Here is a 16,547-nt window from a genome sequence, read left to right on the forward strand (position 1 = left end):
GTCAGCCAAAAATCACGCCCGCAAAAACCTGTTGCGTCACTGTGTGACCCGCTTTAGTATATTAGTGGCCAGACCGATCTCTTCGTTAGACTGCTGACCGTTACTGAGGCTGTCGGCAAAGCGCCGACGCAAACCAGTTATTAGACGAGGTGATTATGCGTCTTCTAATCTCACTAACCGCAGCAGCATTACTGCTGCTGACGCTCGGCTGCAGCGAGCAGTCCACAGAGCCGGCGCCAACCGAAAAAGCGGGACCTATCGGCGGCGAGACGCCCGGTGAGATCACGGCACTATTGGAAACCAACACCCCCACCAACCTGGAAATGGCCCCGGCCGGGGATCCGAACTGGGTCGCCTGGCCCCCGTTCGACGTAATCAAGAACAGCGACGTGTACGCGGTGACTTTCCTCTGGGGCCAGTTGACCAACTCGGTGCTTCCGGGAATGCCGGTGACCGACTGGTCCGGGCGGCTTTGGGTCAACGGAGTGGCCGTGGTGCAACCGCGCCGGACGATCAATTTCGAGCCGGGCCAGGATTCGATCGTGATGGAGGACGAGCCTGCGATGGCTGCATGGGTATCCGAGACCGCGGTCGATTACGACGGTATCTGCTTCCTGGTCTTCCTGCGCCGCGATATCACCTACATCGTGGCACCCTGGCTGACCTTTTCCACCACGCCGATCGAACTGCGGTTTGACTTCCATCAACTGGTCAAGCTGGATACGTTTCTGACGTTGCCGCAGGGTAATGCAGTCGCGGTTCATGCCCGCCGGATTTGGCCAGATCGCTGTCCCGGCGGATTCCTCGAGGGCAGGTGGATCAAGGATGACAACACCGGCGCCAGCGGCCGCATCGAGGGACTTTGGCTCAACTATCGCGGCGAACCGGAGGGTATTATCACCGGGCAGTTCTGGACCAACAACGACGGCACCCGCGAGTATTCCGGGTGGGTGTCGGGGTATATGCTGACGGTCATTATCGCCGAGTTTAAGGGACACTGGTGGTACGATGACCCCCGCATGTGTCCACTGTGCGGCTCGGGCCACGGCTGGTTCCGGGGTAATTTCCACTTTGCCTTCGGCGACAACCGTGGGGGTGCGATGTTCGGTGAGTTCGGCGACTTCAATGCGCCCGACCCCAGTTCTCTTTCGATGCCCTTCATGGGCGTGTGGCGGGAGTTCTGCCCGTGGACACCGGAAACGCCGGGCACGAACAACGACATCGGCGGACCCAACTGAGCGAACTGACAGCCCACCAATGACCAAAACCCGTCATGTCAAAGCGTGACGGGTTTATTTTTTTTGGACCTGAAGGTCTGAACTGTACTGCAGGTTTCGGCCGGACTTGTACTGCTCGAACAACTGCCCCCATTCGGTGCGGGCAAAGCGGCGGATGATGGATTTGCCTACAGTCGGGTACCAGAGCAGGTCGTGATAGAAGTTGCTCGCCGCCGGCGCCCAGACGACTAGAGGCGAGTGCAGCGCTATGCGCTCGAGGAACCGAAGCGGCCCCTTCCGCAGCATCTGGTCGCCCCAAATCACGAATGACTTCTTCACTTTGAAGTGGAAGTTGATCTCGGAGATGTCTTCGCCAACAATTTCGATCTCTCGCAAGTCAGCCACCCCCAGCCCGCGCTCGTGACACATGCGCAGGTACGGGATACTAATCGGATCGAACCCCATCAGTTTCGCGGCCACCGAATCAATCGCCACCGAGTCGCACGAGGCCAGGATGAGATTCTTGCCGTGAGGAGTCATGGTCCGCGGCCCGGCCCCGTCGCCCGCGACTGTCCCGTCCATGACGGCCAATATGCGGGGGTGCAGCTCGCGCTGCATGATCATCAGGTCAACCAGAACCTCATGAATGTACTTGTGAGCGTAATGGCGCACCTCTTTGAGCAGGCCGCCGAACGCGTTCTTGATCGCCCCGGTGGTGGTCGAATGGCCGTGGGTTTTGACCGTGGGCAGATGAATAATCTGCTTGCCGACGTACATCTTTGGAATCTCGATCCCCTCGGGAAAGATCTGGTCGAGCTTGAGCAGCTTTTCCTTGAATCGGTAAACAGTCCACTCGACATCCGGCAGCGGCGTGAACCGGAGACCGTGCTGACGCAACACCGGCATCCAGAGGTTGTTTTCCGCTCCCTCGACCGGGTTGGTAACCACAGTCTTGTTCTCGACAGGAAAGAGTCGCTCCCTGGGAAACCCATCTTCTAACAGAGTCCTGACAACCCCTTCGACTTGCCAGGGCTGCGACGAACAGGCTGGGAAGTACTTGGTCCAGGAGAGGTTGAGTTTCAGGATCGTGTCTCTATTGAAGTCCAGGATGGACTTGTAGTCGATCAGTTCGAGCAGGCGACGGTAATCCCCGACGACCTGTTCGGCGTTGGTTTTAACGACAGCTACTTTGGATCGTGTCATCTCAATTCCAGATCGATTTCAATATTTCGTAGGGCAGGAGCCCTGCGCTCCTGCAACCTTTTGGTGCGACCAACCGGCAGGACCACGGGGGTCCTGCCCTACCATTACTACAAGGTCAAACGTCCCACGAGTATAATTTGATCCCCTGGGGCTGTCAAACGGGGGACTTTATGGTCGTGGGCGCGGGCCGCCGAGAAGCCGGGCCGGCAGCATGATGATCGCTCGAAACAGCTCCACGACTCCCTCGACCGCAATGCCCAGCAGGCGAAACGGGAGCAGGATTAGCCATATCAGCGGGAAGAGCACGAGCACCAACAGCGCCAGCGGCAGGCTCAGAATTGCCAATATCATCCAGAGCAGAAACGTGACCATCGAACAATCCTCGTCCTAAACCACGTACGTTTAGAATACCACCCGGTTCCAAGCGGCGCAAGCCTATCGGGACCACAGTTTTTTGTTGCAAGAGAGATATCACCGGTCCTTATAACCTCATTCGCACGACGATCTGTGAGATGACAACGGAACCCTAACTGGAGGTATTGTTATGAATACCGGTAAGTACGTGGTTGGCAGTCTCGCCGTTTTCGTCTACATCTTCCTGGCCGAGTTTGTCTTCCACGGCCTGATAATGGAGAATCTCTATTCGCCCCACCTGCACCTGCTGCGGCCCGAGGCCGAGATGTACGCCTACATGATCTGGATGATACTGGGCTATCTTGTGATGGCGTTCGGCTTCTGCTTCATTTTCATCAAAGGGTACGAGAACAAGGGGATCGCCGAGGGCTTTCGCTACGGCCTTTACATTGCCGTGGCGTTTGCCTGGCCGACCTCACTGGTCGAGTATGCGGTGTACCCTTTCCCGGGATCGTGGATAGTCGGCTGGATAATCGGCTACCCGATCATGATGATCATCGCCGGGATGATATTCGCGGCCATCTACAAGCCGAAAGCTGCAGCCGCCGCCTGAACCACCGGTGACCGTGGACCAGATGGCCGAACCACCCGCGCTGGCGGATTCTGCTCCATACGGGCCTAATCAACGATAGATCAGTGCCTGGCGTACCTTTCGGTGCGCCAGGATCCAGAATGCTGCGACAGGTCGTGCCCCGACTCGCCACGCGGGTCGGGGTCGGAGTGAGACCTGACGCCGTTACGGTCAAACATCTTGCGGCGGCAGGTCTCACTCCCGTCCCTCTTTCATCGGGCCGGGACAAGGACCTGCCGCAACGCTTTTCGACTATTGAGACAGCATCTAAAGTCGGGGGCAGGCTCCACTACGCACGAACCTGCCCGCAGGGAACCTCCGTCTCACAGATGACCGAATGGCAGAGCGGCCCACCGTCGGTCACACTCCACCCTGCGATCACTACGCCTTCATCATCGTTGCCAGCTCTTCCTCGGTGACCACGCGGAACGAGAATTTGTAGCCATAGTACAGGGCCAGCCCGTAGAAAAGCACGTCCATCGGATGAAACGTAGCCGTCATCAGTTCGACAGCAGTCGCGAAATCAATCCGGCCGATTACGTCGAAAATGCCCATGTTCTCCGAGGCGGCAATGAAAGCGCAGTTGGCCAGGTAGTTGCCCACGAGGCATCCCGCCAGTGACAGCACCGCGCCCACTACGCCGAAAGCCGTGGTGACCCCCTGACCCATCTTCCGGACCGCCAAGCCGACCAGAAAGCCGACTCCGATCGCCATGAAACCGATTTGCCACTGGGTGACTGCGGTCACGACCGCCCATAGCACCGCCCCGACAATTGCGGCCAAAGATCCGCCGAAAACCGCCATGCCCAGGTTCTGGTTGTCCCGAAGCTGCTGCATGGCCATCTGCAGCTTCAACGCGTCGACACTCGGTGAGACCTCCACACCGGTCGGCTGAGTGTTTGTTTCGTGTGCATCCACGCCTCATCCCTTTCCTGTTTGGGTGGGTTTACGCACCCACAATGGCGGCGGCGGCCCAATGATGTCAATACTAAACTGCGAGGACAATTTGATCGAGCAACCGACTGATTTCCGGCGCCCGGCTGACAATCATGAAATGCGTGCCGCCCTCGACCCAGATATCCGGCTTGACAAATCGGGCCGGAATCAGGCGGTCGGCCGTGCCGTGAATTTGAACGACATCTTGAGGAATGTCCTGCCCCCGCCATGTCAGCACCTGTTCGATTGACCATTTCAGCAGGCCGATATCTCGTTCGGCCAGCATCGAGCGGAGCATATCCAATTCATCTTCTGTCTCTATCCCGTTCAGGTACTCACTCAACTTCAGCGAGCGCTCCTGAAGCGACAGCGGCGCCAGGCGGTGCAACCTCAAACTGCCGATCGCCCGCCCGTACCAGGGCAGTTCCCGGCGATGCTTGACGCTCGAAACGAGAATCAGTTTACCGACCGGCCGTTGAGCGGCGATCTCAATCGCCAGTATCCCACCGAACGAATGTCCCAGCAGAATCGGTGGCCGGCTCCAGTCGATTTGGGTTGCCAGAAGCGATGCATACTTGGCGATGCTTTCCTGCGCTTGCGGTGTCGGGCACTTGACAGCCCTGATCTCAGCGTGGTTAAGCTTCAGACGCGAGAAGATCGCCGGGCTCGCGCCCAGGCCGGGTATGCAGTAAAGCGATGTCAGTACAACTTCTACACGTGATGCGTTGATTTCGAACGCTGTCTGCGACCCACGGCTTGGCGCGAATCTTTCTGCCCGGCATCAGCCGATTAGAATCACCGGCACATGCAGCGCCGCCCAGAGGCCGTAGCGCCAGAGCGCTGCCGCCCGCGTCTGTCTGGCGACGAAACCGAAATAGAACCCCTTCACCAGAGTGTTGCTCATCATCGAAACGAGTATTGCGGAAAACAACAGCCTCTGGAAATCCGCAGACTGGCTGACCAGGGACAGGATAAACGGGTCGATATCGGTCACACCGACCAATCCGGCCAGCGCAATTAGTCCGGCGTTTCCGTAGAATCGGGTGACCATCACCGTCACGACTGAAAGCAGCACGTATAGCGTGGCAAAAAGCAGCGCAGGGCGAATTTCGAACGGGTTGCGCAGCGGCTCGACACTCTCGCGCGGCGCGGCGCCATGGTCGGACCTCACTGTAAAGAAGACCCCGGCGCCAATTGCCGCCAGGATAAGCAGCTTCGGCCAGATGTGGCCGGCAAAGCCGGGCTGTAAAATCCACACCAGCACCAGCACGCGCAAGTACATGACGCTGCTGGCGATTATTGATGCCTGCAGGGCATGCCGACCGCGCTCAGGCGAGCGGGCCGCGATACGCCCCGCGGCGATACTGACCGCCGTACTTGACACGATACCACCCAGCAGGCCGGACATCCAAAGACCGAGGCGGTCGCCGAGGCGCTTGGCCAGAAAATAACCGGCAAAACCGATCGATGACACCAGCACCACCACACGCCAGGTGTGGTGCGGATTCAGGTTGAACTCGGTATATCCCTGATCGGGCAGAGCGGGCAGGATGATGACAGAGACAATCAGAAACCGGACTACGGCGTGGAATTCGGTCTTGTCCAGGTTCTCGACAAACTTCTCGATTTTGGCCTTCTCGGATAGCAGCAGCGTGGTGATTATCCCAATCGCCATCGGCACCCAGATATCGGCCATAAGACAGAGCGCGCCCATAACAAACGTAATGATCGCCGCCACCTCACTGGTCCAGCCGACATGTCCCTCCCTGAGTTTGGCCAGGTAGCCCACCACCGCCAGCGAACCAAGCGCCACCATGCCGATCGGCAACATCAACGGGACAGTCTCCCGCAGTAGCGCGCAACCGAACCCAAACGTGCCGATCAGCGCGTAGGTGCGCACGCCGGCGAACACTCGACCCTTGGAGATAAGGGCTGAGCTTTCCCGCTCGAGTCCGACCAGGAAAGCCAGTCCCAGTGCCAACAGGAAGCGCAGCGGCAGCGGCCAGTCGAAATCTACCATATTGCTATCGTCCCTGTTCTTACCAACTCCAATGGCGGACAAAGTAACAGGTGACCTTACTTACGGTCGCAGGTGAGGTCAACAACTATTGGCAAGTGATGGATGTCGATACGGCCAACGTTTCGTAGGTCGGGACCCTTGCGGTCCCGACCAACAATGCCCGATTATCGAGTAGTTGCGTCAGTTCCTGCCCCTTTTGCCTTGCCCATTGAGCGGAGCAAAAGGGGTGTGAACTGACGAGCGGAGCGCAGCCCGAATCGAGAGCATAAAGTCATCCGCCGTTGGCGGACCTTCGGCCGCCCGACCCAGCCCCGTAACACGGGACGGGGCCGGGATCGAGACCCGACGTAACCATTCCTATACGGCCCCTGACTCTATCTGCTCTCCAGCGTCATCGGATCGCGCATTGGGATTATCGTGATCTCACCGAAATCGGCAAACCGCTCCGGGTGTTTGTCCGATCCCTGCTGGACTGCGTCCGGATCGCCCACGACCAAGAACAGAAGCTTCTCTGGGTGAAGATACTTCTGCGCCACAGCGAGCACATCGTCGGGCGAGACCGCCTGCAAATTCTTCGTGTAATTCTGCCAGTAATCGTCCGGCCGGTCGGTGTAATCGTCGGAGGCGAAGGTATTGACCGTGCTCTTCTTGGAGCTGAACGGGTTGACCAGGTCGCTAATGAAGCTGGCTTTGGAGTTCTCCACAATCTCCGTCTCGCACTTCTCGGTCCGAATGCGCTCGATTTCATCGAGAATCAGCCTCGTGCCGAACGCGGCGGTGGCGTGCTTGGTCTGGAACCAGGCGCGAAACGTGCCGGGGTAGAGCACCGGACGCTCGAACGAGCTGCCCGCATTGTACGCCAGGCCTTCATCGGAACGGACGCGGCGGACTATTCGCGACGTAAACCCGCCGCCGCCGAGAATATCGTTCATGACCATCAGGGCATATTGGTCGGGAATGTCCCGCTTGACTCCGATATGTCCGACTGCAATTCGAGACTGGTTGACGTCCTCTTTCTTCACCATGTACACGCCCGGTTTCGGATCGGGGATTTGGTCGGCCAGAACCGGCAGGTCGAGTTTCTGGTTCGGCCACCCCGCGAACAGCTTGTCCAGCTTGGCCACGATGTCTTTCTTCTTAAAGTCGCCCGCCACCGCCAGGACAAAGTTGCCGGGGAAGAAGTACTTCTGGTGAAAAGCGATCAGATCCTCACGGGTGATCGAATTGACCGAATTCGAGGTCAGCCGAAACGGGGTGGTGCAGGGGTGATCGCCGTACATCACGAAATTCCACTCGCGCGACTCAATTGCCTGCGTGGAGGCGTTGCGCTGCTCAAGCTCCGAGAGGACATCGGTGCGATATCTGTCCATAGCCGCCTGGTCGAATTCGGGCGACTTCAGAATCAGACCCAACAGTTTCAGGCCTTCATCGATGTCCTTCGAGAGGCAGAACAGGGTTGCCGATCCCTGGGTACCATAGATGTTGACCGAGATTTCCCCGGCCAAATAGCCCAAGCGATCATCCACCTGTGCGGCCGACATCCCCTTGACACCTCCATTGCGCATCAGGTAACCGGCCAGGTTGGCCAGGCCGGCCTTTTCCACCGGTTCATAGACCGAGCCGGTGCGGATCAGGACAGTCATCTCAAAAGTCGGCACCTCACGGTTTTCCGCGATATAGGCAACCGCGCCGCATTTCAGAGTCTGCCGATACGCATCGGGGCGCGGCGGCTGGTAATCGAGGGCCTTGAACTGCAGTTTATCAGGATGATCGACTTTGGCGCCCGCCAACCCGGTTGGGGCACAGCACAGCGCCGCGACTATCAATCCCGACACCAGCGCCATCGCCCTCAGTCTCGGAGAATAAACTGTACTCATCATGGTCATTACTCCTCTGGCGTCGGCCTTACTTGCCGCCGGCCGTTTTCAGTTCTTTGAGGTGATCGTTGGCGATTTTCAGCAGCTTGTCCATCTGAGCTTTCTGCTGGGGATCGGTGACCTGATCCACCTGCATGGAGAACATACCGATCATTTGCTCCAGCCGGGCCGGGTCCTTAACCGACTTGATCATCTGCACCGCCTGGGCAAACTGCGGATCCTCCGCCTCGGCGCCGCCTTCGTCCGTGGGGCTCGTTTTGGAGTTGATTATGAGCACGCTCTTCTGATCACTGGCGAAGTAAGTGTTGGCCACGCGCTGAATGTCCTCGGCGGTCACCAGGTCGCACTTGTTCGGGTTGTTGTTAACCTCGGTCCAGTCGCCGAGGGCGGCGTTTCCGCCCAACTGAAAGAGAATCCCGATCCCGGACATCAGATCCATCGAGCGGATAAGCTGCACGCGCAGCTGGTTCTTGACCTTCTGCAGCTCCTCGGGCGGCACCGGGTTGGTCTTGAGGTCTTCGATTACCTCGTAGATGGCCTGCTCCAGCTGCTCGGCCTTGACACCCGAGATACCCTCGGCACTGATTCGGAACGCGCCGGCATACTTGCGGGAGTCCTGGATCGCGTTTACCGCCAGGTCGCTGCCGCCGAACATACGCGGCCCGCCCCCGCCGGAGCTTTTGGCGATACCCTTCTCCTCCACCAGTTTCTTGAAAAGGCGTCCCGTTTTGTCATTCATTATTCCGGCCAGTACCTCGAGCGGATAACTGTCGGCATGTTTCCACGCGACCGTGTGGTACCAGATCTTGGCGGTCGGACTACATTCGGCTTCCGCAATCAGCCGCTTTTCGCCATACTGCCTTTCTTCCAGCGTGACCACGTCGGGGGGAGCGGACACGCCGCGGGGGATATCGCCGAAGTAGTCTTTGACCATGCCGATCATTTCATCCGGGTTCAGATCACCCACCAGTAACATAATCAGGTTGTTCGGGGCGTAATAGGTGGCATAGTAATTGTCTGCCTGCTCGCGGGTGATATTCTCAAGATCCGAGGCCCAGCCCAGGACATCCCACCGATACGACGATGACTTCCAGAACATCGCCTGAAAATCTTCCTCGATCAGACCGGTCGGGGTCGATTCCAGTCCCAGGCGACGTTCCTCGCGCACCACATCCCGCTCCGAGTAGAATTCGCGGAAGATCGGCATGCGGAAGCGATCCGACTCAAGCCACATGAACAGCTCGATCTTGTTCTTGGGCAGGCGGACAAAATAGCCGGTGAAATCCTCGGATGTAAAGGCGTTCAGGAAGGCGCCGCCGTTTTTCGTATACAGCTCATCCAATTGATCCTTGATAATCAGCTCCCGCTCTTGCAGTATGAGGCTATCGAAAACAGCCTCGAGCTCTTTGTAACGGGGGGTACGGGGTTCCGCAGCGAGCATGTCATTGATCTCACCGCGGCGCAGCTTCTCGCGCATGATCCGCTCCTCGGCCCGCATCAGCACCCGGAGCGAGTCAAGCTGGTTCATGATCTCGTGGTCGCGTTTTATGTCCTTGGTGCCGATAGTCTCGGTCCCTTTGAACATCATGTGTTCAAAGAGGTGGGATATCCCGGTGATTCCGGTGGTTTCGTTGGCCGAACCGACCCGGGCGAGAATCGAGGCCATGATAGTGGGAGCGTCGTGGCGCTCCACCATCAGGACCTGCATCCCGTTGTCCAGTCGGTACTCCCGGGCGTCGATGTTCTGTGCGACGGCGTGCGATACCGGCAGGGCTGCCAGAATAGCCAGCACGGTCACATACATGGTAGGCCTGCGCATGGGTTACTCCCTGTATGGTATGATGTTATGCTGTTTAGTCATTTCAACCGACATCGTCTTTTTCGTTCTGATAGGTTACCAAAGTAACTGGTTTGCCGTCGTCAGGCAAGAGGAGGGTGCCAAATCAAGAGGTATCGACCCCGCCGTGGCGCGCTGGGCCGTGGCGGACGAGGACGTCTGCCGCGCACGGGAGTAAGCTGAGCTCCGGGTCGAGGTCGGCGATGGCATGCGCCACGCACGGTCTGGCGCTCGCACACTTGCGACCAGCCACACAACTCCCTGGAAGAGCAATCTCCGCTTGACAGAACCCTCCCCCCATGGTACCTTGCGCACAAGGTCGTACCGGTTAGGCCGTATAAGGCCGGGCCGGACGACAGCGCTGATAAAGTACAGTTGGGCCGCGCGTGGGATGGCCCGTGACGAATCTCGATGTGGTGTTAGTCATCCCGGACGGGGTAACCTGTCCGGCCGAGTTGGAGAGATCGACGCTCGTGATGTGGAACTCCCCAGAGTCTCGTAATACAAGCTCGCGTCTAAACCCGAGCGTTCTTGCCCTGATTGCCCCCAATCAACCATCGCCTCCGTACGAATCTCATTCGCTTCCCGGTATAGAACTCCTTGCTGGATCGAGCCGGCAAGTCCGACTTGAACCGGTTAACCGCCCCGCGGGGCCTAATCCCTTATAAGGAGGTTTCTTGATGATCTTCTTAATCGACCCGAATTCGGTTAAACCGCCGGTCTGCAGCACCAAGTGCTCAGCGTTCTGCGGCCGCGTCTACCCACTGTACGGTATCGACACGACCACGGTTTAGGTGGCGGTCACCGAGTTCGAAGCAACTGGGATCGTTTGCATGAGTGGGGGAACGGCTGTCCCGTTCCCCCCTGTATTTGGAGACGTATCACTCGGAAATACCGCCCGTAAGCAAGTTACTCGACTGTTGTCCCCTTAGACGGGCGTGATTCGGCTCCGGAATTCAGTATAGGCGCCGTTCGCGACCCGATAACCGCCCACAAGGGCCGAACCCACATAAGGAGGTTGCTTGATGATCTTCTTGATTGAACCGAACTCGGTCAAGCCGCCGGTGTGCAGCACCAAGTGCACCACTTTCTGCGGCAAGATCGTGCCGCTCTACGGCATCGATCCGGACCCGATCTGAGATAGGTGACAAACATTTACCCATCTTAGAGATTCGATCACGGATGGGGAGGCGGCCCCGCCGCCTTCCCCGTTCGTGAGGATTCGCAGACACTCATATTATGCCGACTCTGTCCCGATACAACTATTTTGGTCCGTGGCGCGACGGTTACTACCTGGCCTACAATGCCCGTTCAGGCGCGGTGGCGCTGCTCACCGGTGAGAACTATGTGGTCCTCCAGGCGCTGATGCAGAAGATCAGCGACCAGCAGACGGACCGGCTGAGTGCCGAGGAACAACAACTGCTGCAGCAGTTGCAGTACGGCCAGTTCGTCCATTCAGCCGATCTGCCGGAGCTGGATATGATCCAATTCGAATCCCAGCGCGCCCGGTTCGACCATTCCTCGCTCGGCTTGGTAATTGCACCGACGCTGGCCTGCAACATGGCCTGCACGTACTGTTACGAGAGCAGCCGCAAAGGGCGCATGTCTGCGGCGACCATTGACGCCACGATCGGCTTTATCGAACGCCAGGCCAAAGGTCTGAAGGAGCTGTCAATCAGTTGGTACGGCGGCGAGCCGCTGCTGGGGATGGACATTATCGAGGCTCTCACCAAACGCGTTCTGGCGCTCGAAGAACAACACGGCTTCAGATACTCATCGATGATTATCACGAACGGCTACGGTCTCGACAGGCCGACCGTAGATCGTCTGCGCGAACTCAAAGTGTATGGCGCTCAGGTGACTCTCGACGGCCCATCGACGATCCACGATCGCAAACGCCCGCTGGTCAACGGCCGACCGTCGTTCGATATCATCATACAAAACCTGCTCTACGCGGCCACAAAGATGACGATCGGCATCAGGGTCAATGTCGACAAGGAATACTCGCGCGACACGGTCGGGCAGCTCCTCGACGAACTCGAAGCTGCCGGCCTTCGCGACAAACTGAGCGTACATTTTGCCCTGATGGAGCCGGCCACTACGGTCTGCTCCAATATCAGCGAAAGCTGTTACGATACTGCGGGTTTCTCCACGGTCGAGACCGAATACTACTCGATGCTCCTCGAACGTGGTTTCCGTGTCGAGAAGCTCCCCTCGCCGACCACTGCTGCCTGTATGGCGCAGTTGATCAGCGCCTATGTGGTCGATCCCGACGGGGATTTGTACCGGTGTTTCAACTATGTCGGCGACAAGGCGCACGCCTGCGGCAATCTCACCCAGGATGCGGATTACCGTCATCCCGAGTTCCTGCGCCTCTTTACCTTCGATCCCTTCAGCAACAAACGGTGCCGCGAGTGCCGGGTGCTGCCGCTCTGCATGGGCGGCTGCCCGTCGCGGCGCCTTGACCGCGATATCACCGCCGAGCAGCAGTGCGAAAGCTGGCGGTTCAATCTGGAGCCGATGCTCGACCTGATCGCGCAGTCGCGCTTCCGGCAATCACGTCAATCCACGGAGAAGGCGGATAAACAAGTATGAGCGAGATACGTTTCTACCCCAGTTATGTCGTGTGGGAAATCACCTTTGCCTGCAACATGCGCTGCATCCACTGCGGAACGTCGGCCGGCAAAATACGTCCTGATGAGCTGACCACCGCGGAGGCGCTCGCCCTTATCGATGAGCTCGGGGGGCTCGACTGCGAACACCTGGCCCTCTCCGGCGGCGAGCCGCTTCTGCGCGACGACTGGCGCGAGCTGGCCCGTCGCTCCAAACAGAACCGGATTCGCACCTACATGATCACCAACGCCTTCGCGGTAACGCCCATGATCGCGGACGACATGGTCGAGGTCGGCCTGGACAAGGTCGGCGTCAGCTTCGACGGTGTCGAGAAGACCCACAACTATATCCGCCAGCGCGACGACAGCTACGCGCGAGTGATGAAAGCGTTCGACCTCTTCCGCGAGCGCAACATGTATTTCGACGCCGTCTCCCAGGTTTCCAATATCAATATCGGCGAGCTCGACGAGATGAGAGAGATCCTGATCGACCGCGGCGTTCGGAACTGGCGCATCCAGATGACCACCACCACCGGCCGCATGCGCTGCCTGAGTGATCTGGTTCTCTCGCTGCCCAACTACTCCCGGCTGGTCGACAAACTGATCGAGTTCCGCGGCCGCGACGGCATCCGGATCGACCCGGGCGAGAACATCGGCTACTACGGCTGCAAAGGAACCGAGCTGCTTAATGGCGGCATATATCTCGGCTGCTACGCCGGAGTACGGGTCGCCGGTATCGAATCCAACGGTGCGGTCAAGGGCTGCCTGTCCATGCCGGAGGAGTTCGTCGAGGGGAATATCCGCGATTCGTCGTTTACCGCTATCTGGAACAACCCCGCCGGGTTCGCTTACAATCGCCAGTTCACCCGGAGATCGGCCGGCGGGCCTTGCCGTGATTGCCGCTACCTGCCGCTCTGCCGGGGCGGCTGCACGACCACGTCGTTCTCCCAGACCGGGGAGCGCGCCAATAACCCTTACTGTACCTATCGGCTCGAGATGGAAGAGGGTATCAAGCCGCCCGAGGATGAGCCGTATATCGCCGAGGTATTGGCGCGGTTCGATGATAAGCAGAATCCTGAGCCGCTGGAGGGGCAGGTCACTCCTGATTGCCCGTCATAACAGAACTCCGTCAGAGGCCCCACGTGACTTGCGCCCGCGTGTCCCCGCACGGTAGAATGGCGGTGTGAGGCGAGTCTCGACCATGACGTCCATCCTGCCCAAGATTAGACGCCTCTGGTTCTACCTGCGGCCGTACTGGCACCTCCAAGTGCTCATGTTCCTGGTCATGTGCATTCTGGCGGGTTTGATCATCGCCCTGCCCATTGCCATCCAGTACATGATCGATGCGCTCATTCCCAATCTAATCGCCTCGCGCATTACTGGTGTCACGCTCCAGCCGGTGGTTCTGTTCAGCCTGTTTCTTGTCGCGGTCTTCCTCGCCGATGTGTTCTTTTCCTGGCTGCGCGACTACCTCGCAGGTTACGTAGGCGCGCGCATCATTCGTGATATGCGCTCTCAACTGTTCGGTCACCTCGAGCGGCTCTCCCTCAAATTTCACCAGGAACATCAGACCGGCGAGATCATGTCGCGGCTGTTGTCCGATGTCAGCCGGATTCAGGAGCTGCTTGCATCCACGAGTCTCGTGTTCATCACCAATGTGCTGATGCTCGTGGCCATTCTGGCGTATCTGCTGACCACGAACTGGATGCTTACACTGGTCGCAGTGATACCGGTGCCGCTCACCCTCTACTTCACGAAGTTTTACGGGATCAGACTGAACCGCTTGTCGATGACGATTCAACGAACGGTCGCCGCTCTATCGGCCCGGTTCCAGGAAACACTGCTTTCCATCAAGACCGTCAAGGCGTTCGGACAGGAGAACCGCGAGAAGGAAAAGACGGACGCCATATTAGAGGACCTGACGCAGACTCTCGTCACCAACAGCTGGATGAACTCGCTCGCCGTCAATGTAGTGAATTTTGTCAACATGGTCGGACCGATCGCTGTGCTTGGCTGGGGGGTTTATCTCGTAGCGATCGGCAGCATGAAGCTGGGCGAGCTAATGGCCTTTTACATCCTACTGACGTTTCTGTATTCGCCGATTCGCGGCCTGGCAGAGTCGGCGCTGCAGATACAGACAGCGATGGCCTCGGTCGACCGCGTGTTTGAATATCTTGACGTGCCCCCGGCCGTAATCGAAGACTCCCACCCGGTCATACTTAGTGAACTGCGCGGGGAGATCGAGTTCCGCAATGTTTCGTTTGCCTATGATGACTCTGCGTTTCGCATTCCCGACCTGTCGTTGCGAATTCACTCCGGAGAAAAGGTCGCGCTCGTGGGGCCATCGGGATCAGGCAAGACGACCCTGGCCAACCTCCTGATGCGCTTTTTCGACCCCGATAGTGGCCACGTGACCCTTGACGGTGTAGACATGAGGCGCCTCGCGCTTGGGTTCCTTCGCGACCAGATTGCCCTCGTGGACCAGGATCCGCTCCTGTTCAAGGGGAGCATTCTCGATAATATCGCCTACGGACGCCCTAAAGCATCGCGTGAGATAATCGAGCAGGCCGCACGCGTGGCTAATATCCATGAGTTTATCATGGCGCTGCCCGAGGGCTACCAGTCTGAGATTGGAGAACGCGGCGTCACGGTCTCCGGCGGCGAGAAACAGCGTCTGTGTTTAGCGCGCGCGATCTTGAAGAACCCCCGCGTCCTTATCCTGGATGAGGCGACATCGGCGCTTGACTCTGTTTCCGAGCAACTGATTCAGGATTCGCTCGCGAAATTCCTTGTGGGCCGCACCGCGGTCATGATAGCCCATCGCCTAGCCACGGTCCAGAACGCCGACCGGATCGTCGCTCTGGACAATGGCAGGATCGTTGACCAGGGCAGGCACGACGAGCTCACCGCCCGCTGTCCGCTCTACCGCGAGCTGGCCGAGAAGCAGCTATTGATCTGATTGGGGATCCCACGATTTGCGGACGCATGTCGGGCTGACAAGCATCCCGACCTACAATCGATGGTTAATTCGCACGTCAATCACGATTGTGATTCCAGCTCACGCAACACTCGGCACTCAAAGTCCTCCCGACCAAGTTTAAGCAGCTCCAGCGGAGCGATGTTTTCTTTGCGCGAGACATCGCGCACAATGTCGAGCCCCAGGAGATACGCGCAGCGATCTGCGACGATTTTCTTAGGATCGAGAATTCTAAAAAACGAAGAATCGTAGCTACTTTCGGAGAAATGCTCGTAACATGATTTGGCAAACTCGAGTGCACGCTTCCGGCATTCGATCGGCCAGGTGTCGTACTGATGCTGGGTGAGGAAGTCTCCCCAAAGCGCCTCCTGATCCGAACAATCGAGAATAACGGTTGTCAAGAACGTGGCCACACCCTCGGTGATGAGCTGGCGGCTCAACCGCTCCTTCTCCTGCTTGTCATTAAAATAGAATCCGGGGCTTCCGCGGTAATGCAGTGCGTGGACTACTTCGTGAGTCACAAATACTTTCGCTAGCAGATCGGTGGAGTAGGTCTCGACAGGTATCCACACCACCCATTTGTCCCCATTTAGAAAGGCGTGCCCGTTCGATGTATTCCGCCCTACGAAAAGGATAACCGTCAATCCCTGCGGGGAAAGGTCCCACCGACGCAAACGCGACGCGCATAGATCGATTGCGCGTCTCACTCGGGCTGCCCGCAGACGCAGTTCACGAGCATCTGAGTCTACGCGCGGACGGTCGCGAGAACACCAAAATCGGTAGTAGTGCTCGAAGAACGATGGATACCTGGCCTCGTACACCGGCGTATCATTCTGTTGCAAACAGAGAGAAATGAAATCTTCGACGAGATCAATTACGATCA

General features: G+C 58.2%; 13 protein-coding genes. 5 read left to right on the top strand and 8 right to left on the bottom strand.

Annotated features, from left to right (window positions below; all coding sequences use genetic code 11):
- Positions 1–155 precede the first annotated feature (155 nt).
- On the top strand, positions 156–1,238 hold the full coding sequence (locus tag AB1772_11605) for a hypothetical protein (GenBank protein MEW5796991.1): 1,083 nt from the start codon (positions 156–158) through the stop codon (positions 1,236–1,238).
- Between the two features lie 54 nt (positions 1,239–1,292).
- Here AB1772_11605 and AB1772_11610 read toward each other — a convergent pair whose 3' ends face one another.
- Positions 1,293–2,420, bottom strand: coding sequence for a DUF362 domain-containing protein (locus AB1772_11610; GenBank protein ID MEW5796992.1), 1,128 nt, complete (start codon positions 2,418–2,420; stop codon positions 1,293–1,295).
- 168 nt (positions 2,421–2,588) lie between these two features.
- Positions 2,589–2,792 (bottom strand): hypothetical protein, encoded by a 204-nt coding sequence (locus tag AB1772_11615; protein MEW5796993.1) that lies wholly within the window; start codon positions 2,790–2,792, stop codon positions 2,589–2,591.
- A 172-nt stretch (positions 2,793–2,964) separates the two neighbouring features.
- Here AB1772_11615 and AB1772_11620 point away from each other — a divergent pair, with 172 nt between their 5' ends.
- Positions 2,965–3,387 carry a hypothetical protein gene (locus AB1772_11620; GenBank protein ID MEW5796994.1) on the top strand — a complete coding sequence of 141 codons (423 nt, stop codon included), beginning with the start codon at positions 2,965–2,967 and terminating at the stop codon, positions 3,385–3,387.
- A gap of 399 nt (positions 3,388–3,786) precedes the next feature.
- Here the strand turns inward: AB1772_11620 and AB1772_11625 are convergent, their stop codons facing one another.
- The 5 genes from AB1772_11625 to AB1772_11645 all read right to left on the bottom strand — a co-directional run bounded on the left by AB1772_11625 (position 3,787) and on the right by AB1772_11645 (position 10,057).
- Positions 3,787–4,323, bottom strand: a complete 537-nt coding sequence (locus AB1772_11625) for a hypothetical protein (GenBank protein ID MEW5796995.1) — start codon at positions 4,321–4,323, stop codon at positions 3,787–3,789.
- Between the two features lie 70 nt (positions 4,324–4,393).
- Positions 4,394–5,071, bottom strand: a complete 678-nt coding sequence (locus AB1772_11630; GenBank protein ID MEW5796996.1) for an alpha/beta fold hydrolase — start codon at positions 5,069–5,071, stop codon at positions 4,394–4,396.
- Between the two features lie 51 nt (positions 5,072–5,122).
- A complete protein-coding gene (locus tag AB1772_11635; protein ID MEW5796997.1) occupies positions 5,123–6,361 on the bottom strand; it encodes an MgtC/SapB family protein in 1,239 nt (412 codons plus the stop codon).
- A gap of 374 nt (positions 6,362–6,735) precedes the next feature.
- Positions 6,736–8,241 (bottom strand): pitrilysin family protein, encoded by a 1,506-nt coding sequence (locus AB1772_11640; GenBank protein MEW5796998.1) that lies wholly within the window; start codon positions 8,239–8,241, stop codon positions 6,736–6,738.
- A gap of 25 nt (positions 8,242–8,266) precedes the next feature.
- A complete protein-coding gene (locus AB1772_11645) occupies positions 8,267–10,057 on the bottom strand; it encodes a pitrilysin family protein (protein ID MEW5796999.1) in 1,791 nt (596 codons plus the stop codon).
- 1,257 nt (positions 10,058–11,314) lie between these two features.
- Here AB1772_11645 and AB1772_11650 point away from each other — a divergent pair.
- The 3 genes from AB1772_11650 to AB1772_11660 all read left to right on the top strand — a co-directional run bounded on the left by AB1772_11650 (position 11,315) and on the right by AB1772_11660 (position 15,646).
- Positions 11,315–12,670, top strand: coding sequence for an SPASM domain-containing protein (locus AB1772_11650; GenBank protein MEW5797000.1), 1,356 nt, complete (start codon positions 11,315–11,317; stop codon positions 12,668–12,670).
- Complete coding sequence (locus AB1772_11655; protein MEW5797001.1) at positions 12,667–13,806, top strand: radical SAM protein; 1,140 nt, start codon at positions 12,667–12,669, stop codon at positions 13,804–13,806. Before AB1772_11650 ends, AB1772_11655 begins: the two co-directional genes overlap by 4 nt.
- An 82-nt stretch (positions 13,807–13,888) precedes the next feature.
- Positions 13,889–15,646 carry an ABC transporter ATP-binding protein gene (locus tag AB1772_11660; GenBank protein MEW5797002.1) on the top strand — a complete coding sequence of 586 codons (1,758 nt, stop codon included), beginning with the start codon at positions 13,889–13,891 and terminating at the stop codon, positions 15,644–15,646.
- A gap of 80 nt (positions 15,647–15,726) precedes the next feature.
- Here the strand turns inward: AB1772_11660 and AB1772_11665 are convergent.
- Positions 15,727–16,547, bottom strand: an 821-nt coding sequence (locus AB1772_11665) for a hypothetical protein (GenBank protein ID MEW5797003.1), incomplete at its 5' end; no start/stop codon positions are given.

Source organism: Candidatus Zixiibacteriota bacterium (genome assembly GCA_040752815.1).
Lineage (GTDB): Bacteria > Zixibacteria > MSB-5A5 > GN15 > FEB-12 > JAGGTI01.